This is a genomic window from Pseudomonas pharyngis (genome assembly GCF_021602345.1).
Lineage (GTDB): Bacteria > Pseudomonadota > Gammaproteobacteria > Pseudomonadales > Pseudomonadaceae > Aquipseudomonas > Aquipseudomonas pharyngis.
Window position 1 is genome coordinate 172,502 of the sequence record NZ_BQID01000001.1, and the last position, 20,560, is coordinate 193,061.

20 protein-coding genes and 2 pseudogenes are annotated in these 20,560 nt (G+C 59.5%); 11 read left to right on the top strand and 11 right to left on the bottom strand.

All coding sequences use genetic code 11. The features are described from left to right. Nucleotides 1–24: 24 nt before the first annotated feature. From mdtD to yccS, 4 genes are all read left to right on the top strand, one after another. Nucleotides 25–1,452 (top strand): multidrug transporter subunit MdtD, encoded by a 1,428-nt coding sequence (gene mdtD / locus L6D74_RS00740; RefSeq protein WP_039767988.1) that lies wholly within the window; start codon nucleotides 25–27, stop codon nucleotides 1,450–1,452. A 121-nt stretch (nucleotides 1,453–1,573) separates the two neighbouring features. Beyond that, nucleotides 1,574–2,959: an ATP-dependent RNA helicase DbpA gene (dbpA, locus tag L6D74_RS00745; RefSeq protein WP_007959732.1), complete on the top strand. Its 1,386-nt coding sequence runs from the start codon at nucleotides 1,574–1,576 to the stop codon at nucleotides 2,957–2,959. A gap of 158 nt (nucleotides 2,960–3,117) precedes the next feature. Beyond that, the gene (locus L6D74_RS00750; protein WP_236187476.1) at nucleotides 3,118–4,296 is read left to right on the top strand and encodes a BaiN/RdsA family NAD(P)/FAD-dependent oxidoreductase; all 1,179 of its coding nucleotides are present in this window, start codon (nucleotides 3,118–3,120) and stop codon (nucleotides 4,294–4,296) included. Between the two features lie 135 nt (nucleotides 4,297–4,431). Next, nucleotides 4,432–6,615 (top strand): YccS family putative transporter, encoded by a 2,184-nt coding sequence (yccS, locus tag L6D74_RS00755; RefSeq protein ID WP_085611943.1) that lies wholly within the window; start codon nucleotides 4,432–4,434, stop codon nucleotides 6,613–6,615. 6 nt (nucleotides 6,616–6,621) lie between these two features. On the opposite strand, the gene L6D74_RS00760 is transcribed toward yccS, so the two are convergent. Further along, a complete protein-coding gene (locus L6D74_RS00760; protein WP_064599988.1) occupies nucleotides 6,622–7,359 on the bottom strand; it encodes a substrate-binding periplasmic protein in 738 nt (245 codons plus the stop codon). A gap of 256 nt (nucleotides 7,360–7,615) precedes the next feature. On the opposite strand from L6D74_RS00760, the gene L6D74_RS00765 reads away from it, so the two are divergent. After that, a complete protein-coding gene (locus L6D74_RS00765; protein WP_085646937.1) occupies nucleotides 7,616–8,068 on the top strand; it encodes a GNAT family N-acetyltransferase in 453 nt (150 codons plus the stop codon). A gap of 257 nt (nucleotides 8,069–8,325) precedes the next feature. Here the strand turns inward: L6D74_RS00765 and L6D74_RS00770 are convergent, their stop codons facing one another. The 3 genes from L6D74_RS00770 to L6D74_RS00780 are packed head-to-tail and all read right to left on the bottom strand — an operon-like array spanning nucleotide 8,326 to nucleotide 11,303. After that, a complete protein-coding gene (locus L6D74_RS00770) occupies nucleotides 8,326–8,622 on the bottom strand; it encodes a winged helix-turn-helix domain-containing protein (RefSeq protein WP_007894945.1) in 297 nt (98 codons plus the stop codon). 24 nt (nucleotides 8,623–8,646) lie between these two features. Then, a complete protein-coding gene (locus L6D74_RS00775; protein ID WP_236187477.1) occupies nucleotides 8,647–9,138 on the bottom strand; it encodes a YgjP-like metallopeptidase domain-containing protein in 492 nt (163 codons plus the stop codon). 41 nt (nucleotides 9,139–9,179) lie between these two features. Then, entirely contained in the window at nucleotides 9,180–11,303 is a 2,124-nt protein-coding gene (locus L6D74_RS00780; RefSeq protein WP_236187478.1) for a putative bifunctional diguanylate cyclase/phosphodiesterase, read from the bottom strand. Between the two features lie 351 nt (nucleotides 11,304–11,654). Between L6D74_RS00780 and L6D74_RS00785 the strand changes: the two genes are divergently transcribed. Then, a complete protein-coding gene (locus tag L6D74_RS00785) occupies nucleotides 11,655–12,323 on the top strand; it encodes a polysaccharide lyase family 7 protein (protein ID WP_011336318.1) in 669 nt (222 codons plus the stop codon). Between the two features lie 103 nt (nucleotides 12,324–12,426). Here L6D74_RS00785 and L6D74_RS00790 read toward each other — a convergent pair whose 3' ends face one another. After that, nucleotides 12,427–12,801, bottom strand: a complete 375-nt coding sequence (locus L6D74_RS00790) for a hypothetical protein (RefSeq protein WP_236187479.1) — start codon at nucleotides 12,799–12,801, stop codon at nucleotides 12,427–12,429. A gap of 331 nt (nucleotides 12,802–13,132) precedes the next feature. Between L6D74_RS00790 and L6D74_RS00795 the strand changes: the two are divergent. The 5 genes and pseudogenes from L6D74_RS00795 to L6D74_RS00815 all read left to right on the top strand — a co-directional run. Beyond that, nucleotides 13,133–13,402 (top strand): annotated as a pseudogene (locus L6D74_RS00795) (DUF6124 family protein); the annotation flags it as partial. 85 nt (nucleotides 13,403–13,487) lie between these two features. After that, nucleotides 13,488–13,928 (top strand): hypothetical protein, encoded by a 441-nt coding sequence (locus L6D74_RS00800; protein ID WP_236187480.1) that lies wholly within the window; start codon nucleotides 13,488–13,490, stop codon nucleotides 13,926–13,928. A gap of 249 nt (nucleotides 13,929–14,177) precedes the next feature. Next, entirely contained in the window at nucleotides 14,178–14,294 is a 117-nt protein-coding gene (locus L6D74_RS00805) for a polysaccharide lyase family 7 protein (RefSeq protein ID WP_476748349.1), read from the top strand. A gap of 366 nt (nucleotides 14,295–14,660) precedes the next feature. After that, nucleotides 14,661–15,023, top strand: a complete 363-nt coding sequence (locus L6D74_RS00810; RefSeq protein ID WP_064599999.1) for a DUF6124 family protein — start codon at nucleotides 14,661–14,663, stop codon at nucleotides 15,021–15,023. 277 nt (nucleotides 15,024–15,300) lie between these two features. Continuing rightward, nucleotides 15,301–15,729 (top strand): hypothetical protein, encoded by a 429-nt coding sequence (locus tag L6D74_RS00815; protein WP_064600001.1) that lies wholly within the window; start codon nucleotides 15,301–15,303, stop codon nucleotides 15,727–15,729. Between the two features lie 104 nt (nucleotides 15,730–15,833). Here the strand turns inward: L6D74_RS00815 and L6D74_RS00820 are convergent. From L6D74_RS00820 to epd, 6 genes and pseudogenes are all read right to left on the bottom strand, one after another. Beyond that, nucleotides 15,834–16,112 (bottom strand): annotated as a pseudogene (locus L6D74_RS00820) (class II fructose-bisphosphate aldolase); the annotation flags it as partial. A 306-nt stretch (nucleotides 16,113–16,418) separates the two neighbouring features. Next, nucleotides 16,419–17,483 carry a class II fructose-bisphosphate aldolase gene (fba, locus tag L6D74_RS00825; RefSeq protein ID WP_085646941.1) on the bottom strand — a complete coding sequence of 355 codons (1,065 nt, stop codon included), beginning with the start codon at nucleotides 17,481–17,483 and terminating at the stop codon, nucleotides 16,419–16,421. 125 nt (nucleotides 17,484–17,608) lie between these two features. Next, nucleotides 17,609–17,941 (bottom strand): MliC family protein, encoded by a 333-nt coding sequence (locus L6D74_RS00830; RefSeq protein ID WP_039767975.1) that lies wholly within the window; start codon nucleotides 17,939–17,941, stop codon nucleotides 17,609–17,611. Nucleotides 17,942–17,998: 57 nt separating this feature from the next. Next, nucleotides 17,999–18,220, bottom strand: coding sequence for a hypothetical protein (locus tag L6D74_RS00835; protein ID WP_007959706.1), 222 nt, complete (start codon nucleotides 18,218–18,220; stop codon nucleotides 17,999–18,001). Nucleotides 18,221–18,254: 34 nt separating this feature from the next. After that, entirely contained in the window at nucleotides 18,255–19,418 is a 1,164-nt protein-coding gene (locus L6D74_RS00840; protein ID WP_236187481.1) for a phosphoglycerate kinase, read from the bottom strand. Nucleotides 19,419–19,430: 12 nt separating this feature from the next. Then, the gene (gene epd / locus L6D74_RS00845; RefSeq protein ID WP_064600007.1) at nucleotides 19,431–20,483 is read right to left on the bottom strand and encodes an erythrose-4-phosphate dehydrogenase; all 1,053 of its coding nucleotides are present in this window, start codon (nucleotides 20,481–20,483) and stop codon (nucleotides 19,431–19,433) included. Nucleotides 20,484–20,560: the final 77 nt, after the last annotated feature.

A 20,560-nucleotide genomic window follows, 5' to 3' on the forward strand; every position in this document is an offset into this window, starting at 1 on the left:
ACTGCGCTCATCACCAGAGGTTCCATGCCCAACCGCCCGCCTCTCGACGCCATCACCGCCCGCTGGTTGCCATGGGTCGTCGCCATCGCTTTCTTCATGCAGTCCCTCGACGGGACCATCCTCAACACCGCCCTGCCGGCCATGGCCCGGGACCTGGCCGAAGACCCGCTGCGCATGCAGGGCGTGATCATCGCCTACATGCTCACCGTGGCCCTGCTGATCCCGGCGTCGGGCTGGATTGCCGACCGCTTCGGCACCAAGAAAATCTTCTTCGGCGCCATCCTGCTGTTCAGCCTGGGCTCGCTGCTCTGCGCCTTGTCGAGCAGCCTGAGCATGCTGATCGGCGCCCGCGTGATCCAGGGCCTCGGCGGTGCGCTGATGCTGCCGGTGGGGCGCCTGGTGGTGCTGCGCGCCTACCCGCGTTCGGAACTGGTGCGGATCATGGGCTTCATCACCATTCCCGGCCTGCTCGGCCCGCTGATCGGCCCGACCATGGGCGGCTGGATGGTGGAATACCTGACGTGGCACTGGATCTTCCTGATCAACCTGCCGGTCGGCGTCATCGGTTGCTATGCGGTGTGGAAATTCATCCCCGACCTGCGCGGCACCGAGCGCACGCGCTTCGATAGCCTGGGGTTCCTGCTGTTCGGCGCGGCGATGGTGCTGATCACCATCGCCATGGAAGGCCTCGGCGAACTGCACCTGCCGCACCTGCGGGTAATGTTGTTGCTGTTCGGCGGCATGGCGTGTCTGGCGGCGTACTGGCTGCGCGCCGGGCACATTGAAAACCCGCTGTTCGCGCCGTCGCTGTTCAAGACCCGCACCTTCGCGGTCGGCATCCTCGGCAACCTGTTCGCCCGCCTGGGCAGCGGCGCCCTGCCGTTTCTGGTGCCGTTGCTGCTGCAAGTGGCGCTGGGTTATTCGCCGTCCCAGGCCGGGATGAGCATGCTGCCGCTGGCGGCTGCGGCGATGGTCGCCAAATGGGGCGCGCGGCCGCTGATCGAGCGCCTGGGCTATCGCATCGTGCTGACCGGCAACACCCTGTTTCTGGGGATCATGCTGGCGAGCATGGGGCTGGTCAGCGAGCAGACGCCGTACTGGCTGCTGCTGTGCCTGCTGGCGGTTCTCGGGGCGATCAACTCGCTGCAATTCACCGCGATGAACACCGTGACCCTGATTGACCTCGACGACGCCAGCGCCAGCAGCGGCAACAGTTTGCTGTCGGTGGTGGCGCAGTTGTCGCTGAGCCTTGGCGTGGCGTGTGCCGGTGCGCTGCTCGGCGGCTTTACGGCGGAGATCGGCAACGATGGCGTCGAGACCGTGTTGGGCGCTTTCCAGCTCACGTTCGTGACCGTCGGGATCATGGCGATGCTGGCGGCGACGATTTTCTCGCAGCTCTCGAAAGAGGACGGACGGCGCGCCAAGCGCCGGGAAGAACACATCGAGCATTGACCGGGGTCTGCGTGGCGAGGGGACCGGCCCTCGTCACAGGCTTTGCGTTCGTCCAGAACTTTCGAGGAAAGTGGCCAGAGGCTGCTACACTGCGCGACATTTTGTTTTGCAGGCCAGTCCCGTGACCACCATCGCCACCGCTTTTAATACTTTGCCGCTGTCCGCCGCCATGCTGGCTAACCTCGACTCCCTCGGTTATGCCCAGATGACGCCGATCCAGGCGCAAAGCTTGCCGGTGATCCTCAAGGGGATGGACCTGATTGCCCAGGCCAAGACCGGCAGCGGCAAGACCGCCGCGTTCGGCATCGGCCTGCTGAACCCGATCAATCCGCGCTACTTCGGTTGCCAGGCGCTGGTGATCTGCCCGACCCGCGAGCTGGCCGACCAGGTCGCCAAGGAAATCCGTCGTCTGGCCCGTGCCGAAGACAACATCAAGGTTCTGACCCTGTGCGGCGGCGTATCCTTCGGCCCGCAGATCGGCTCGCTGGAGCACGGCGCGCACATCATCGTCGGCACCCCGGGCCGCATCCAGCAGCACCTGCGCAAGGGTTCGCTGGTCCTCGACGGCTTGAACACGCTGATCCTCGACGAAGCCGACCGCATGCTCGACATGGGTTTCTACGACGCCATCGAAGACATCATCGAGCAGACCCCGGCCCGCCGTCAGACCCTGCTGTTCTCGGCCACCTACCCGGTGGGCATCAAGCAGCTGGCGTCGAAGTTCATGCGCGACCCGCAAACGGTCAAGGCCGAAGCCTTCCACGACGACACCCAGATCGAACAGCGCTTCTACGAGATTTCCCCGGAAGAGCGCATGAGCGCGGTGACCAAGGTCCTGCACCACTTCCGTCCGGCCTCCACCGTGGCGTTCTGCTTCACCAAGCAGCAGGTACAGGAAACCGTCGATCACCTGACCTCCAAAGGCATTTCCGCCGTCGGCCTGCACGGCGATCTGGAACAGCGTGACCGCGATCAGGTGCTGGCGATGTTCGCCAACCGCAGTACTTCGGTATTGGTTGCCACTGACGTTGCCGCCCGTGGTCTGGACATCGATGCGCTGGACATGGTGATCAACGTCGAACTGGCCCGCGACTCGGAAATCCACATTCACCGCGTCGGCCGTACCGGTCGTGCCGGCGAGAAAGGCATCGCGGTCAGCCTGGTGGCGCCGTCCGAAGCGCACCGCGCGCAAGCCATCGAACAACTGCAGAAAACCCCGCTGAACTGGGATCAGGTGGATAACCTCAAGTCCCAGGGCGGTGCCCCGCTGCAACCGCCGATGAGCACGCTGTGCATCGCTGGCGGCCGGAAAGACAAGGTACGTCCGGGCGACATTCTTGGCGCACTGACCGGTGAGGCTGGCATTCCGGGCGCCCAGGTCGGCAAGATCGCGATCTTCGACTTCCAGTCCTATGTAGCCGTTGAACGCACCGTGGTCATGCAGGCGCTGCAGCGTTTGAACAACGGCAAGATCAAGGGTCGTTCGCTGCGCGTTCGGGTTTTGTAAGCGATCTACCATCCAAAGTAGATCCCCTGTGGGAGCGAGCCTGCTCGCGATGGCGGACTGTCAGCCAACAACTATGTTGCATGTGCCGACCTCATCGCGAGCAGGCTCGCTCCCACATTGGTTTCCGGTGAATTTGAATTTAGTGTGAGGACACCGTTTTGCGCTCTACCGAAGTCGTGATCATTGGCGCTGGCGCCGCAGGGTTGATGTGTGCACTGACCGCCGCGGGGCGTGGGCGTCAGGTGATGCTGCTCGACCACGCGAACAAGGCCGGCAAGAAAATCCTGATGTCCGGCGGTGGGCGCTGCAACTTCACCAACATGTACACCGAACCGAGCAATTTCCTCTCGCAGAATGCGCACTTCTGCAAATCCGCGCTGGCCCGCTACACCCAGTGGGATTTCATCGGCATGGTCGCCAAGCACGGCGTGCCGTATCACGAGAAGAAACTCGGCCAACTGTTCTGCGATAACAAATCCAGCGACATCCTCGGCATGCTGCTGGACGAGTGCGATCAGGTCGGCGTCAACCTGCACCTCGACACCTCGATCCAGACCATCGAGAAAATCGAGGGCGGTTACCTGCTCGACACCACCCTCGGCCAGATCCAGTGCCAGTCGCTGGTGATCGCCACCGGCGGGCTGTCGATCCCGACGCTGGGCGCGACCGGTTTCGGATATCAAGTCGCCAAACAGTTCGGCCATGAACTGCTGCCGACCCGCGCCGGTCTGGTGCCGTTCACCATCACCGATCAGCTCAAGGACTTGTGCACCGAACTGTCCGGCACCTCGGTGGATTGCCTGGTCAGCTGCAACGACCAGAGTTTTCGCGAGAACATCCTGTTCACTCACCGCGGCCTCAGCGGCCCGGCGATTCTGCAGATTTCCTCATTCTGGGCGCCGGGTGACACGGTCGAGATCAACCTGCTGCCCGATCACGACGCCGCAAGCTGGCTGCAACAGCAAACCGCCGAGCGCCCGAACAGCGAACTGAAAACCCTGCTCGGCGAAATCTTCACCAAGAAGATGGCCAACCTGCTGGCGGACAACTGGTTCGTCTCCAAACCGATGAAGCAGTACACCCACGCAGAACTGGCGGACATCGCCGAGAAGCTCGGCAGCTGGAAAGTCGTGCCGGCCGGCACCGAAGGCTACCGCACCGCCGAAGTCACCCTCGGTGGCGTCGACACCCGCGAAGTGTCGTCCAAGACCATGGAATCGCTGAAAAGCCCGGGCCTCTACTTCGTCGGCGAAGTGCTGGACGTCACCGGGCATCTGGGCGGATTCAACTTCCAGTGGGCCTGGGCATCGGGTTACGCCGCCGCGCAGTACGTCTGACCCAAAGCCCGCTCCCACAGTGGTGTGTGGTGCATGAAAGGAACACTTTTTGCTGTCAGATGTGATCGGCGCCATTGCGTCGGCGTCATTACTGGCTCAATTTAGCGGCATCGCCTCGGAAGGCCTTCGCACTTCATGTCCTCGACCTCGTTTCGTCAGTCTTTGCGGCGCCTGTGGGCGCTGGATAAATTCAGCTACAGCGTGCGGGTGTTCATCGCCCTGACCGGCAGCATGGCGCTGTGCTGGTATCAGGATGAAATGGGGCTGCTGATCCCGTTGTTCCTCGGGATCATCGCCAGCGCCCTGGCCGAGACCGACGACAGTTGGCAGGGCCGCCTCAACGCACTGGCGGTGACGCTGGTGTGTTTCAGCGTCGCGGCGCTGTCCGTGGAATTGCTGTTCCCCTACCCCATCGTATTCGTCATCGCGTTGGCACTGGCCAGTTTCAGCCTGACCATGCTCGGCGCGCTCGGCGAACGTTACGGGGCGATTGCTTCGGCGACGCTGATTCTTTCCGTCTACACCATGATCGGCGTCGACCAGCGCGGCGGCGCGGTCACGGATTTCTGGCATGAGCCGATGCTGCTGGTGGCCGGTGCCGCGTGGTACGGCCTGCTGTCGGTGCTGTGGCAGGCGATGTTTTCCAATCAGCCGGTGCAGCAGAGTCTGGCGCGGCTGTTCCGCGAACTCGGCTATTACCTGAAGTTGAAATCCTCGCTGTTCGAGCCGATCCGTCAGATGGACGTCGAAGCACGGCGACTGGAGCTGGCCCAGCAGAATGGCCGGGTCGTCGCAGCCCTGAACAGCGCCAAGGAAATCATCCTGCACCGGGTCGGCAACGGTCGTCCGGGCTCGAAAGTCAGCCGTTACTTGAAGCTGTACTTCCTGGCGCAGGACATTCACGAACGCGCCAGTTCTTCGCATTACCCGTACAACGCCCTGGCCGATGCGTTCTTCCACAGCGACGTGCTGTTCCGCTGCCAGCGCCTGCTGCGCCAGCAAGGCAAGGCCTGCCGGGCGCTGGCCGAGTCGATCCAGATGCGCCAGCCGTTCACCTACGACGCGAGTTTCGCCGAAGCCCTGAGCGACCTGCACGCCTCCCTCGAACACCTGCGCATCCAGAGCAACCCGGCCTGGCGTGGCCTGCTGCGTTCACTGCGGGCACTGGCGGCCAACCTCGGCACCCTCGACCGTTTGCTCAGCGACGCCAGCAACCCCGATGCCCTGGCAGATGCCACCGACAGCAGTCTGCTTGACCGCTCGCCGCGCAACTTCAAGGATGTGTGGATTCGCCTGCGCACGCAGCTGACGCCGACCTCGCTGCTGTTCCGCCATGCCCTGCGCTTGCCGCTGGCGTTGAGCATCGGCTACGGCATGGTGCACCTGATACACCCGTCGCAAGGCTACTGGATCATCCTCACCACGCTGTTCGTCTGCCAGCCGAACTACGGCGCCACCCGGCGCAAACTCGGCCAGCGGATTTTCGGCACGGCGATCGGCCTGACGATTGCCTGGGCGCTGTTCGATCTGTTCCCAAGCCCGCTGGTGCAGTCGTGCTTCGCCATCGCCGCCGGCGTGGTGTTCTTTACCAACCGCACCACCCGCTACACCGTGGCGACCGCCGCGATCACGATCATGGTGCTGTTCTGCTTCAACCAGGTGGGCGACGGTTACGGGCTGTTTGTGCCGAGGCTGTTCGATACCTTGCTCGGCAGCCTGATTGCGGGGCTTGCGGTATTCCTGTTCCTGCCGGACTGGCAAGGTCGGCGCCTGAACAAAGTGCTGGCCAACACCCTCACCTGCAACAGCATCTACCTGCGCCAGATCATGCAGCAATACGCCGCCGGCAAGAGCGACGACCTCGCCTATCGCCTGGCCCGGCGCAACGCGCACAACGCCGACGCCGCACTATCAACAACGTTGGCGAACATGCTGATGGAGCCGGGGCATTTCCGGAAGGAAGCCGACGTCGGCTTCCGCTTCCTGGTGCTGTCGCACACCTTGCTCAGCTATCTGTCAGGGCTTGGCGCACACCGCGAAACCCAGTTGCCGGCCGAGGTGCGCGAACATTTGATCGACGGCGCCGGGGTGAGTCTGGCGTCGAGCATCGATGAGATCGCCCAGGGTCTGGCGAGCAAACAGCCGATTGCCATTCAAAGCGACGAGGAAGAAGCGCTGGCCAACGAGCTGGAGCAGATGCCGGACGAAATCGACGAGGGCCAGCGGCTGGTGCAGACACAACTGGCGCTGATCTGCCGCCAGCTCGGCCCGTTGCGCACGTTGGCGGCGCATCTGATCAAGGACACAGCCGAGGATTGAGCCGCCTCACATTCCGTGCTGCCTGAGCAGCTTTTCATAGCTGCCATCGGCCTTCATCGATGCAATCGCCTTGTCGAACCCGGCCACAATCTGTTCGTGCTGCGGGTTCTTCAGGCTGACCAGAATATGCAGGCTGTTCTCGCTCAGCGGCTTGGGCAGAAACTCCACCGCGTTACGTACCTTCTGTGATTCCCGGGCCAGGTAATAGCGGGCCACGTATTCGTCTTCCAGGGTCAGCTTGACCCGGTCCGCCGCGAGCATGCGCACGGCCATGGCGAAGTTATGCACAGGGACTTTCTGCAACGCGGTGTCGGCATCGAACGGCGCCGAATAGGCGTAGCCGCGCACTACCGCAACCGGATAGGTGTGCAGTTCCTGCAGGTTGTTGTATTCGATGGGCGCGTCTTTGCGCTTGAGGAAGCGCACGCGATTGAGCAGGTACTCGGCGGAAAACTGCCCGATCTTCGTGCGCTCGTCGTTGTACCAGGCGTTGACCAGCACGTCGTAACGCCCTTCGCCAACACCTAGCAACGCCCGCGCCCACGGCACCTGCTCATAACCGCTGGCATAACCGGCACGGGCCAGGGCCGTGCTGACGATGTCGGTCGCCAGCCCACCGTTGACCAGCGTGTCATCGGTAAAGGGCGGCCAGACGTCGAACACCAGACGCAATTTCTCCGCTGCCGCGCTTTGACCCAGCAACAGCAATCCGATCAAAGCAAAGGCTCGATGCAATCGCGGCATGCTTGAAAATCCTTAGCGGGCGGGCCGCCCGGCGTGTTTTCAGTCAAAACCCCAAGGCCCCTTACCGGCGAATCCCAGGCCCTAACCTTAGCTCATTGAAGCCATTGCACAGTGCTTCCCAGCAGATTACACAAAGTACGGCGAGCCGCGATATTGGAATGATGGCATTTTGGCCTTTGTCACAGATTTCTCAGCCATACAGACATATTTCGGCGGGGCGCTTAGTATCGGGCGACGTTGTTCAAGGAATCGGAAGATGACAATCGAGTGGGTCTGCAAACATCACAGCGATCTGGGACTGGAGCAGCTGTACGCCATTTTGAAATTGCGCTCGGAAGTGTTCGTGGTCGAACAGCGCTGCGCGTACCTGGATCCGGACGGTCAGGATCTGGACGGTGACACCTGCCATTTGATGGGCTGGGACGATGATCAACTGGTGGCGTACCTGCGCCTGCTGGACCCGGAATCCCAGGGTGGCGACGTGGTGATCGGCCGCGTGCTGACCGCGCCGGCCGGGCGTGGCAAAGGGTTGGGGCATGAAATGATGGAACAGGCGCTGAAACAGGCCGAGAAGCGTTGGCCTGAAGTGCCGATCTATCTGTCGGCCCAGGCGCATTTGCAGGGGTATTACGGGCGGTACGGGTTTGTGGTGGCCGGTGAGGAATATCTTGAGGATGACATTCCACACATAGGTATGCGGCGGTCTTGAGCTGTCGCTTGGCTGATGATCGCGGCCCTCACCCCAGCCCTCCCGAAACGTCGGACCGCCCAGAGGTAGAGGGAGCCTACCGTGGGAAATTACAGAGATACACCGACGTGAGCGATCGCGGTTGAATCCACAATCGACTCGGTTTTTCAGGTCGATGTATAACGTAAGACTCCTCGGTCGGCTCCCTCTCCCTCCGGGCGGTCCGACGTTTCGGGAGGGCTGGGGTGAGGGCAACAATCCAGAGGCGAACACCCAACTCAGGGATATTCCAAAACCGCTTTTATCTGCCGCAAATTCCGCTCGATCCACCCCCGATCAATCGCCCCCCACTCCCGAATCCGGTAGCGCCCCGCATGATTGCGCGCGCCCTCTTCCTGTTCGAACTCGCAGACGATATCCAGATCCGCCAGCGCCGCAATCGTGTCCTGCGCCGTGCGCCGGGGCATGCCGGTGACCTCGGTCAGCGCCGGCACGCTGCTGGCCAGGCCGCTGTCGATCAGGTACGCCACGTACAAGCGCCGGTAGAAACTGCTCTTGGTCTTGCTTACGTCCATGCACGCGCTCCGTTGTTTGATGTCTTATTGCATGTCCCGCCAGGTCAGATGCACCCGCAGGTCGAACTCGACCTGGTGGTAGCCCGGCAGCATGTGCTCACATAACTTATAGAACGCCTTGTTGTGATCCGACTCCTTGAAGTGCGCCAGCTCGTGCACGACGATCATCTTCAAAAACTCCGGCGCGGCGTCCTTGAACAGCGAGGCGATACGAATCTCTTTCTTGGCCTTGAGCTTGCCGCCCTGCACCCGCGACACCGTGGTGTGCAGGCCGAGGGCGCGATGAGTCAGATCGAGGCGGTTGTCGAACAGCACCTTGTCAATGGCCGGGGCGTTGCGCAGGTATTCCTGCTTCAGGTCCAGCGCGTAGCCGTACAACGCCTTGTCGCTCTGCACATCGTGGCGGCCCGGATAGCGTTGGCTCAGGTAATCACCGAGGCGGTTGTCGGCGATCAATTGGCGCACCTGATCCTGCAGATTCGCGGGATAGGCCTGGAGGTATTTCAACGCAGTCATGGGGCGGCACGGGTCATGAAAAGGCCGCCAGTGTAGCGAATTCAACCGGCCAACGCGCTCCAGTCGAACGGCTCGGTAAAGCGTGCGGTGTCCTCGGCGACCAACGGCCGCGCCACCAGAAAGCCTTGCACGTACTGACAACCATGGGCTTGCAGCCACTGGTATTGCTCGACGGTTTCCACGCCTTCGGCAATCACCAGCAAGCCGTATTCCTTGCACAGGTCGATGACCGTGCGCACCAGTGAAGCGTCGCGGGACGAGTCCGGCAATCGGGCGATCAGGTGGCGATCGAGCTTGAGAGTGTCCAGTTCCAGATCGCGCAGATGCGCCAGCGAGCAGGCTCCGGAACCGAAATCATCCAGCGCCACCCGCACCCCGAGATTGCGCAGCAGCTTCAGCTGCTTGCGGGTCTCGTCCGGGTTGACCGTCAGCGCCTCTTCGGTGACTTCCACTTCCATCTGGTGCGGCTGCAAACCATGGCGCTCCAGCACCTGGCGCAATTCAGTCACCAGATTCGGCAGGCCGAACTGAGTGTTGCTCAGGCTCACGCCGATCACCAGTTCCTTGGAGAACTCGGCCTCCCACGCCTTACGCTGCCCGGCGCTGCGATGATAGATCCAGCTGCCGAGGCGGCTGATCAACGTCGCCTCTTCCAGCAACGGCAGGAACAGCCCCGGCGGCACGTCGCCGACGCTCGGGTGCTGCCAGCGCAGCAACGCCTCGAAACCACGAACGCGACCATCGCCAATGGCCACCTGCGGCTGATACACCAGATTGAAATCGCGGTTCTCGATGGCATTACGCACGCTTTCTTCCAGCATCAGCCGTGAGCGCGCGCGGCCGTTCATTTCATGATCGTAGAAGCGATATTGCTGACGCCCGGCACGCTTGGCCTCGTACATGGCGATGTCCGAAGCACGCAGCAAACCGTCGACGTTGTTGCCGCAATCCGGGTAAGTGGCGATGCCGATACTCGCACCCAGCGCAATATCCAGCCCTTCAATCTGCTGACAGATCGACACCCGCTCGATGAGCTTCTCGGCGATCTTCGCCGCTTGCTCGGGGAATTCCAGATCCAGCAGCGCGGTGAACTCGTCACCGCCCATCCGCGCCAGAATGTCGAACGGCCGCAGGCAGGCTTTCAATTGTTCGGAGACCCAGCGCAACACCCGGTCCCCGGCATCATGGCCGAGGGAATCGTTGACCCTTTTGAACCCATCGAGATCGAGGTACATCAACACCCAACTGCTGTCCGTGCGCTCGCCGCGCAGCAGCAGGTTTTCCACAGTCTGGTAAAAACCCCGGCGATTGAGCAGCCCGGTCAGCGGGTCGGTGACCGCCTGAAATTCCAGCTGTTGATGCAGATGACGCACCACCGACATGTCCAGCACCGTCACCACCATAGCGTGCTGTTCACTCGGCAGCGGCGCACAGGACAAGGCCACCGGCACCTGCTGCCCCGGCGCGGTGCGCAGCGACGCGTCGTGTAGACGCAGCGTCTCGCCACGTTTGTAACCGGCGTAAAACTCGGAATCGGCCCACAGCGGAATATGCGGTTTCTGCAGGTAATCGAGAAATTCCTGCCCTTCCAGTTCCTTGACCGGCGCATTGAGCAGCCGGGAAATCGCCGGGTTGGCGAAGCGGATCAAGCCATCCTCGCCCAACACCAGAATCCCTTCGGCGGCGTTATCCAGCACCGAGGCATTGAAGGCCCGCGCCGATTCCAGATCCTGACTCAAGCGCTGCAAGGCCCGGCGATTGCGCTGGTGTTCCAGCAGCGCCTGGACTTTGGGTTTGAGAATCTGCGGATCGAAGGGTTTGAACAGGTAATCCACCGCCCCGCTGGCGTAACCCTTGATCACGGCGTCCTGGGACTGCTCGTTGGCGGTAAGGAAAATGATCGGGGTCAGGCGCGTGCGCTGACTGCCGCGCATCAGCCGCGCGACTTCGAAACCGTCCATGCCCGGCATCTGCACATCCAGCAGCACCAGGTCGATGTCGTGTTCGAGCAACAGGTTGAGCGCTTCGTAACCGGAAGCGGCGGTCAATACCTGCCAGTCCTGGCGCTGCAGCAACGCGCGCATGCTGATCAGGTTTTCAGGGTAATCATCGACGATCAAAAGGACTGAGCTGCCTTCACCTGGCTGGGGTTGCGCGCATTCCATGCTGCTTCTCTTGTCGGGACAACTCGTGTCGGGGCATCTCGGGTCAGTGTTCCGGGCGGCTTCTCGTGAAAACCGTACAGTCACCGAGTCTTCACTCTAGTCCGGGATCTGTAAAAGCAATAGCTGTCATCCAGCCATCATTTAAACAAACCAGCAGGCAGCCGACTAACGGTCACCGCTGAAGCCCCCGAAAACCGGGAAAGGTGGCATTTCGACAGGATGTTGACGCCAATCATCTGCCGGACGGCCATTAACAAAAAATCCCTCTACGCTTATAAAGGCCGCCCCCAAGAGGCGCGGGCTAGAGCTTCTGGCACGCGCGTGCAAGAGAAATAGAGTGGAAGAACCGACATGATCGACCTCGCAACCTGGAACCTCAGCGTTCCCGTTGGCAGCCCGCCCTACACCGTCGAAACCTCCAAACTGGTGAACGGCTTCAAGGATCAGTACTTCCATTCCGACACCGGCACCCTGTTCTTCTGGTCCCCGGTGACCGGCTCGAAAACCGAAAACGCCATCTACCCGCGCACCGAACTGCGCGAAACCTACAGCAACGGCACCCTGCGCAACTGGTATTACCCCGACGCCGACAACCTGCTGCGCGCGACCCTTTCGGTCAACAAGGTGCCCAGCTCGGGCAAGATCGTCATCGGCCAGATCCACGCCTACGAAAGCCAGAAGCCGATGCTCAAGCTTGAGTACCAATACAAAGAAAAAACCGAGACCGGCAACCTGGTGATCAAACTGCGCACCCATCCGGATCAGGACGAAAGCCGCGTCATCACCCTCGCCACCGGGATCAAACTCAATCGCGAGTTCAACTACCTCATTCATCTGAGCCCCGGCGGTGCACTGGGCGTGAGTGCGGCCGGGTATCAGTGGGATTCGCAGATCAGCGCGACGTGGCGCAACAAACCGCTGTACTTCAAGGCGGGCGTGTATGTGCAGGACAACACCGGGTACACCAGCGAGGGTGGGCAGGTGACGTTCAGCAAGTTGGATATCGATCATGACAAATAACAGGACACTGACCTGAGCATCAATTATCGATGACATAGAATAAAAAACGGCAGACTTTCGAAAGTCTGCCGCATGAAACTGATATCGCACCGATGATGAAAAATTAATTATTTTTAAAGTCAAACATCGCAATCAAAGAAAATGCCTTTTCTTCCGCACAAAAGATCACCCCTTTCGGATAATCTCCGCCTCGTTCCAAACAAACAAAGCCCTTGGCCCTCCTGGAATTATCAATCCCGTCCAACTCCAGATGCACGCCGGCAACTGATCCAGGGCCTCCCAGTTCGTGCGGCACATTAAGCTGAAGGTTTTTGTAGAATGTGGAACCAACATAAAACTCATTACTGCCTAGATACTGGAAAAATTTAAAATGGAAATGTTCGCCAGAGTGTTGCAAAAACTCTCTTCCACGAATTGAGACGGTAAAGTGCCCCCCCGGGAATCGCCAGAAACATTTGAACATCGCCAACACCAACACTAGTGACTCCTTTGTCCTTTTGCACTTTTTCCATCTGAAAGATAATTGAGCCCTAACAATAATTCGCTAACGAACTCTCCGCACCTGTAACATCTGACAGATTTGTATATTTTAAAAGCATAGACAGAGCGCTTTTAACAACTAAACAAACAAATCCTAGTCATTTATCCAGTTAAAAGCTGGATAGTGGGTTGAACGCTCTCAAATTCGGAATGGCATCAGCGCACTGATCGCGTACTGCAGAACCATCGGCATCAACAGCACGCTTCTCGAAGCCATCGTAAAGCGCAATAGAGAGCTACGTCTGGGGCCTTGACTCTATCGAGTGTGCAAAGCCGCCGAACGCGCCCTCGACCACTACCTCTGCTCCGGCGCCCGCATCATGGCCACGGTCAACGAACCCGACTGCATGTACTTCGCCAACCCCGCCTACAACACCGAATCCCTGCTGGCCAACGCCAGCGAAACCCTCGGCTCCGCCAGCGAAATGCACAACAACTTCGCCGCCTCCCTCACCCCCGCCGACCGCAAAACCGCGATTGGCATTGCGCAACCTGACATCATGAACAATTTACGGACCTGGTTGAACTGTCAGTTATGACAGTTGACGTACAAATTACTACAGCGATACTGAAAGCCCTCTTGGCAGGGCCATCGTAAAAATATCAAAAACTGGAGATACCGATATGAGCACCACAAATTTCAATGCCATTCTAACTACTGGCAGTGCCGACGTTGTCGTTTCGGTCAACGGCCCTTTCAAAGCTGACAATCTATTAATATTTGAGCAACACGACGAAAGCATTAAACTACTTTTCACGAATAATGGGACAACTAACGGTGACCTGGGAGTTTCTTTTACAATCCCAAAAAGAAATGGAAGATATTCGGGCCAGGTCGATCTCATCGGGTATACCGCTTACGCGGCCTATCTTTATAGAATGGGATCCGCAACAGGATTTCTTGATTCAATAGAAGGGCATTACGATGTGGAACATAACCCGGCGAACCAGGAATTAACCGGCAGATTTTATTTCATCGTATGGAACAATCAAGGTTACAAAGCCCCGATTGATGTAACTTTTACAGCTCAAGGCTATTCCCAACAATCCGCCCCAGCTATTTGACTGTCTACTCAGGTGGTGAGACCCGAGAGCTGACCCTGCCAAGTAATACCTACCGCCCAGATACGTTGATCCTCACCCCTACCTCCTTCACCGTTGCCCAACCTTAAACGTCAGCCGCTTAAAGACACTTCGCGTTACTTCATCCAGCCGTAAACTTGTGCCATTGCCTACCAGCACGCCAGACTCCACCGGTTTGGAGAACCAAAGAGAACCAGAGGCAACCGAAGGGGACGGAACCAAAGGCAACAGATTTATTTATCAGCTCTGTATTTCAAGGCGGGCGTGTATGTGCAGGACAACACCGGGTACACCAGTGAGGGTGGGCAGGTGACGTTCAGCAAGCTGGATATCGATCACGATAGATAGCGGCGGCGCGCACGTTTAAGGCCGCTGTTTAAAAGCAGTGCGCGTAACGTCCCGAAGCCTACAACGGCTTGCGTCACGGCCTACCGGTACGCCAGAATCCGCCGGCTTGTGCGCCTGGAGGGCCATCGGTAACTTGATTCGGGTCACTGATTCGCAGTGATCGGGTTTAGTAGCCCGTGGTGTTTTCAGCTACGTGCAACGCGCTATCCATCAGACGTTCCCGTTTGATTGTGATGGCGGCTGTGTGCAGGGCGCTTCGGCGCGCCGGTCAATGCTGAATACTCCCCGGTCTACTAACCTGCGCACAGCTGCCACCCTTCTTTTAGTAGGGAAGGACCGGCAGCTCCTTACAGGAGTTTTCAGCATATGTTCAAAATTACACCGAATCCGCCAGAAACCGATCTGGCCTCCCCCTACGATCCCCTCGACCCCACCAAACTCAACGAAGCAGCCGAACGCGCCCTCGACCACTACCTCTGCCCCGGCGCCCGCATCATGGCCACGGTCAACGAGCCCGACCGCATGTACTTCGCCAACCCCGCCTACAACACCGAATCCCTGCTGGCCAACGCCAGCGAAACCCTCGGCTCCGCCAGCGAAATGCTCAACAACTTCGCCGCCACCCTCCCTCCCGCCGACCGCAAAACCGCGATAGGCATTGCGCAACTGGTGATGCTTGGGGAATTGGCGGTGAATCAGGCGCTGGATCATGTTGAGCTGACGCCGTAACCGGGAACCGGCTACACAAGGAAACCGCCTCTCGGCGGTTTTCTTTCAAATCTGAAGTCACTAGCTTTTGCTGCGTTTTCTCCACTCGAAATAAAAACCTGCTTTCTAATTCTCAATAAATCATCTCACCTGTAAAAACTGACAGTTGGCAATCCGCTTTCGCTCATCAACAATAATGGTGCACCCAAAAACTCCACAACAATAAGTTATCAAGCATTGGCCCGTTTCGATTCAAAAAACTTCTGCATAAAACACTTGATAAACACTGGAGAAAAAAATGCCAACGTTAACGAGCATCCTTCAACCAGCGGTTTCCGGCATCAACCCCGGCTCACAACCAAAAATATACAATGCGCAACCGCCCGGCTCGTTTGCTACAGGCCCGCAAGTGATGCCAACCTTCAAATTTTCCAATAACTACATGGTGCTTTACCACCTGCTCGACCCCGACACCCGAGTAAATGACGTAATTACCTATTACACTTATCCGATCCCTTCGGCGGGCATCCCTACCGTCACGATTTGTACTGTAACGCTAACCCTGCAATATCTGACACCCTGCATTAACAACAAACGGGAACACTTTGAGTTCGAGGCATTTTATAAATTTCCTCGACCAGGGACCTACGACGTTTATTTTGAACAAGTAAATGCCAGCGGCACCTATAACGTAATTTCGCAAAACCTTCGCTTCATTGTTCAATAGAGAAAAAGACTCTCATCTAACGACGATGAAAGTGGGCCGGCTAAATCCCGACCATAAAAACCCGCCTCACGGCGGTTTTTTATGGTCGCGGTAAACGCTAAGACTTAGTTAACCTTCGCGTTCAACTCACCCTTCAGATAACGCTGATACATCGACTCCAGCGAGATCGACTTGATCTTCGAAGCGTTGCCAGCGGTACCGAAAGCTTCGTAGCGAGCGATACATACATCGCGCATCGCCTTGACGGTTTCGCCGAAGAATTTACGCGGGTCGAACTCGCTCGGGTTGGTGGCCATCAAGCGACGCATGGCGCCGGCGGATGCCAGGCGCAGGTCGGTGTCGATGTTGACCTTGCGCACGCCGTGCTTGATGCCTTCGACGATCCGTCTGCGGTAAGCCTACGAAACACTACCCCTACGAGAATGTTGTGCTAACGTAACATACATATATTTATGTTCCGGTAGCAGCACATGGATTATGTTTTGTTGATCGCTCGCCTTGGCGACCAGTTGCGCGAAAAGCGTATTCGCCGATATCGGGAACAGGCGCCTCATGTGGTGAGTGCCATTGAGCGAGCAGCAGCGCCGTTTACTCTGACTTTTGGATAGCCTCATGACCCGAGGATATCGTCGCTCATAAAAAATCCGCCTCTCGGCGGATTTTTTATTCAGTCAGCTCAACACCCAGTCTCAATTGACCTTGGCGTTCAACTCACCCTTCAGATAACGCTGGTACATGGCTTCCAGCGAGATCGGCTTGATCTTCGAAGCGTTGCCAGCGGTACCGAAAGCTTCGTAACGAGCGATACATACGTCGCGCATCGCCTTCACGGTTTCGCCGAAGAATTTACGTGGGTCGAACTCGCTCGGGTTGGTGGCCATCAGGCGACGCATGGCGCCGGTGGATGCCAGACGCAGGTCGGTGTCGATGTTGACCTTGCGCACGCCGTGCTTGATGCCTTCGACGATTTCTTCAACCGGCACGCCGTAGGTTTCTTTGATGTCGCCGCCGTACTGGTTGATGATCGCCAGCCACTCTTGCGGAACCGACGAGGAACCGTGCATCACCAGGTGGGTGTTGGGGATGCGTTTGTGGATTTCCTTGATGCGATCGATCGCCAGCACGTCACCGGTAGGTGGCTTGGTGAACTTGTAGGCGCCGTGGCTGGTGCCGATGGCGATGGCCAGGGCATCAACTTGGGTCTTCTTGACGAAGTCAGCGGCTTCTTCCGGGTCGGTCAGCATCTGGCTGTGATCCAGAACGCCTTCGGCGCCGATGCCGTCTTCTTCACCGGCCATGCCGGTTTCCAGCGAACCCAGGCAGCCCAGCTCGCCTTCAACCGAAACGCCGCAGGCGTGAGCCATGGCCACGGTTTGTTGGGTAACGCGGACGTTGTATTCGTAGTCGGTCGGGGTCTTGCCGTCTTCGCCGAGGGAGCCGTCCATCATGACCGAGCTGAAGCCCAGCTGGATCGAGCGTTGGCAGACGTCAGGGCTGGTGCCGTGGTCCTGGTGCATGCACACCGGGATGTGCGGGAATTCTTCGATTGCCGCCAGGATCAGGTGACGCAGGAACGGGGCGCCGGCGTATTTGCGGGCACCGGCCGAAGCCTGGACGATCACCGGGGAGTCAGTCTTGTCAGCGGCTTCCATGATGGCGCGCATCTGCTCAAGGTTGTTGACGTTGAAGGCTGGAACGCCGTAGCCGAACTCGGCTGCGTGGTCCAGCATCTGGCGCATGCTGATAAGTGCCATTGTGTGTGTCTCTCCCGGTTTGGGTCGTTAATCGTGCCAGCCTGCCGGAGCGGCGGCGGCTATTCAAGTGATTGCAGATCGGGGGTTGAGGCCCGGCCTGGTGATTCGATAAAGCAAATTCTGTTTTATTCGGCTTTGCAGCCCCGACCGATCAAATCATTGGTGGCGACCCAGTAGACCAGGCCTTCATTACCTTTGATGTGAAACGCCAGCATGTCGTCGCTGTACAGCGCGCCCGAGGCGCCCGGCTCTTCTTTCAGGCGATAGACCTGATCACCGCCGCCCAGGCGTACATCGACTTCCTTGCGGGCGGCATCGGTGAAGCGCCACAGCACCTTGGCCTGGCTGTCGCAGGTCCAGGTGGTCCAGTTATCCACAGGGGCGGATGACTGGAACGGGTTCCACTGCGCGCAACCACCCAACAATCCCAGTGCCGCAACGGCGATCAAGCCTTTCATCCGTGTTCCTCGACCGGCAGCGCAGGCCGCCGGCCCTGAGTTAAAGAGTCAGACCGGTCAAGGACAACCATGTTCCTTGGCCGGGGTTTGCGTCTCGTATTTGTCCAGACCGTCCGGGCCCGAGCGCTTGTTCAGCACCGGGTTGGTTTCGGCCTGCCAGTCGGCCTGGTAGCAGCCTTTCTGTGCCTCGCCCGGTGCCGGTGTCGGCTCGGCCTTCGGGTTACTCCCGCAGGCCGCCAGCGTACCGGTCAGCAGCAACAGCGCTAACGACTTGACCATCTGAACACTCCTTTGCCTGGCCAATCGGGCGGCCTCAGGCCTTGGCCCGGCTTTCCAGAACTTCAACGGCCGGCAGCACCTTGCCTTCGACGAATTCGAGGAACGCGCCACCGCCGGTGGAAATGTAGGAGATCTTTTCAGCCACGCCATATTTATCGATGGCCGCCAGGGTGTCGCCACCGCCGGCAATCGAGAACGCCGCGCTTTCGGCGATGGCTTCGGCCAGCACTTTGGTGCCGTTGCCGAACTGGTCGAATTCGAACACGCCGACCGGGCCGTTCCACAGGATGGTTTTCGACGACTTCAGCAGTTCGGCGAAGTTGGCCGCGGTTTGCGGGCCGATGTCGAGAATCATGTCGTCGGCAGCCACGTCAGCGATCAGCTTGACGGTCGCTTCGGCGCTTTCAGCGAATTCCTTGGCAACCACCACGTCCACCGGCAGCGGCACGCTGACCTTGGCGGCAATGGCGCGAGCGGTGTCCAGCAGGTCCGGCTCGTACAGCGACTTGCCGACCGGGTGACCGGCCGCAGCCAGGAAGGTGTTGGCGATGCCGCCGCCGACGATCAGTTGATCGCAGATTTGGCTCAGGCTGTTCAGCACGTCGAGTTTGGTCGAGACCTTGGAGCCGGCAACGATGGCCGCCATTGGCTTGGCCGGGGCGCCCAGGGCTTTGCCCAGTGCGTCCAGCTCAGCGGCGAGCAGCGGGCCGGCAGCGGCGACTTTGGCGAACTTGGCCACGCCGTGGGTCGAACCTTCGGCGCGGTGAGCGGTGCCGAAAGCGTCCATCACGAACACGTCGCACAGGGCGGCGTATTGCTGGGCCAGTTCGTCGGCGTTCTTTTTCTCGCCCTTGTTGAAGCGCACGTTTTCGAACAGCACGATGTCGCCGGCCTTGACGTCTACGCCGCCCAGGTAGTCGGCCACCAGCGGCACTTCGCGGCCCAGGGCGTTGCTCAGGTAGTCGGCGACAGGCTTGAGGCTGTTCTCGGCGGAGAATTCGCCTTCGGTCGGACGACCCAGGTGCGAGCAGACCATCACGGCCGCGCCTTTTTCCAGGGCCAGCTTGATGGTCGGCAGCGAAGCCAGGATACGCGCATCGCTGGTGACAACACCGTCCTTGACTGGGACGTTGAGGTCTTCGCGGATCAATACGCGCTTACCTTGCAGATCGAGGTCGGACATCTTCAACACGGTCATGGGTCGCACTTCCTACGGTTTTTTTGAAGTCGCTGTTTGCAGATAGTGTTCTGCAACATCCAGCATTCGGTTGGCAAAACCCCATTCGTTGTCGAACCAGGCCAGGATGTTCACCAGCCGAGGGCCGGAAACGCGGGTCTGACTGGCATCGACGATGGCCGAATGTGGGTCATGGTTGAAATCACAACTGGCGTGAGGCAATTCTGTGTAGGCCAACAGACCTTTGAGCGGGCCGCTGGTGGCGGCGTCGCGCAGGATCCGGTTGACCTCGCCGGCGTCGGTGTCGCTCGCGGTCTGCATCGTGATGTCGAGGCAGGACACGTTGACCGTCGGCACGCGTACGGCTTTGGCCTGAATTCGCCCGGCAAGTTCCGGCAGCAGGCGCTCGATACCACGCGCCAGACCGGTGGATACCGGGATCACCGACTGGAACGCAGAACGGGTGCGGCGCAGGTCTTCGTGGTGATAGGCGTCGATCACCGGCTGATCGTTCATCGCCGAGTGAATCGTGGTGATCGATACGTAATCCAGGCCGACCGCCTGATCCAGCAGACGCAACAGCGGCACGCCGCAGTTGGTGGTGCAGGAGGCGTTGGACACCAGCAGTTCGTCGCCGGTCAGGCAATCCTGATTGACGCCGTAGACGATGGTGGCGTCGACATCCGCCTCGCTGGCCATCGGCTGCGAAAACAGCACACGCGGCGCGCCGGCGTCGAGGAAACGCTGGCCGTCTGCGCGGGTGTGCCAGGCGCCGGAGCATTCGAGCACCAGATCGACGCCCAGCGACGCCCAATCGATGCCTTCGGGGGTGGCACTGCGCAGGACCTTCACGCAGTCGCCATTAATATGCAGACAATCGCCGTCGACCTTCACTTCGCCGGGGAACCGGCCGTGGGTGGAGTCGAAGCGTGTCAGGTATTCGATGCTGGCCATGTCGGCCAGATCGTTGATCGCGACAATTTCAAACCCTGCCGCCGGGCCTCGCTCGAACAACGCACGCAAGACGCAACGACCAATCCGGCCGTAGCCGTTGAGTGCAACTTTGTAGGGACGCGGTTGAGGCATGGGGTTCTCGATTACCGTGGTGAAACCGTCAGTGTTGCGGTGCTTCAACTACCGCTATCGCGAGCAGGCTCGCTCCC

What these genes read in the sequence shown, in the direction of transcription:
- mdtD (WP_039767988.1), top strand. Translation starts at nt 25, where the DNA reads ATGCCCAACCGCCCGCCTCTCGACGCCATCACCGCCCGCTGGTTGCCA.
- yccS (WP_085611943.1), top strand. Translation starts at nt 4,432, where the DNA reads ATGTCCTCGACCTCGTTTCGTCAGTCTTTGCGGCGCCTGTGGGCGCTG.
- L6D74_RS00760 (WP_064599988.1), bottom strand. Translation starts at nt 7,359, where the DNA reads ATGCCGCGATTGCATCGAGCCTTTGCTTTGATCGGATTGCTGTTGCTG.
- L6D74_RS00765 (WP_085646937.1), top strand. Translation starts at nt 7,616, where the DNA reads ATGACAATCGAGTGGGTCTGCAAACATCACAGCGATCTGGGACTGGAG.
- L6D74_RS00770 (WP_007894945.1), bottom strand. Translation starts at nt 8,622, where the DNA reads ATGGACGTAAGCAAGACCAAGAGCAGTTTCTACCGGCGCTTGTACGTG.
- L6D74_RS00775 (WP_236187477.1), bottom strand. Translation starts at nt 9,138, where the DNA reads ATGACTGCGTTGAAATACCTCCAGGCCTATCCCGCGAATCTGCAGGAT.
- L6D74_RS00780 (WP_236187478.1), bottom strand. Translation starts at nt 11,303, where the DNA reads ATGGAATGCGCGCAACCCCAGCCAGGTGAAGGCAGCTCAGTCCTTTTG.
- L6D74_RS00785 (WP_011336318.1), top strand. Translation starts at nt 11,655, where the DNA reads ATGATCGACCTCGCAACCTGGAACCTCAGCGTTCCCGTTGGCAGCCCG.
- L6D74_RS00800 (WP_236187480.1), top strand. Translation starts at nt 13,488, where the DNA reads ATGAGCACCACAAATTTCAATGCCATTCTAACTACTGGCAGTGCCGAC.
- L6D74_RS00810 (WP_064599999.1), top strand. Translation starts at nt 14,661, where the DNA reads ATGTTCAAAATTACACCGAATCCGCCAGAAACCGATCTGGCCTCCCCC.
- L6D74_RS00815 (WP_064600001.1), top strand. Translation starts at nt 15,301, where the DNA reads ATGCCAACGTTAACGAGCATCCTTCAACCAGCGGTTTCCGGCATCAAC.
- fba (WP_085646941.1), bottom strand. Translation starts at nt 17,483, where the DNA reads ATGGCACTTATCAGCATGCGCCAGATGCTGGACCACGCAGCCGAGTTC.
- L6D74_RS00830 (WP_039767975.1), bottom strand. Translation starts at nt 17,941, where the DNA reads ATGAAAGGCTTGATCGCCGTTGCGGCACTGGGATTGTTGGGTGGTTGC.
- L6D74_RS00835 (WP_007959706.1), bottom strand. Translation starts at nt 18,220, where the DNA reads ATGGTCAAGTCGTTAGCGCTGTTGCTGCTGACCGGTACGCTGGCGGCC.
- L6D74_RS00840 (WP_236187481.1), bottom strand. Translation starts at nt 19,418, where the DNA reads ATGACCGTGTTGAAGATGTCCGACCTCGATCTGCAAGGTAAGCGCGTA.
- epd (WP_064600007.1), bottom strand. Translation starts at nt 20,483, where the DNA reads ATGCCTCAACCGCGTCCCTACAAAGTTGCACTCAACGGCTACGGCCGG.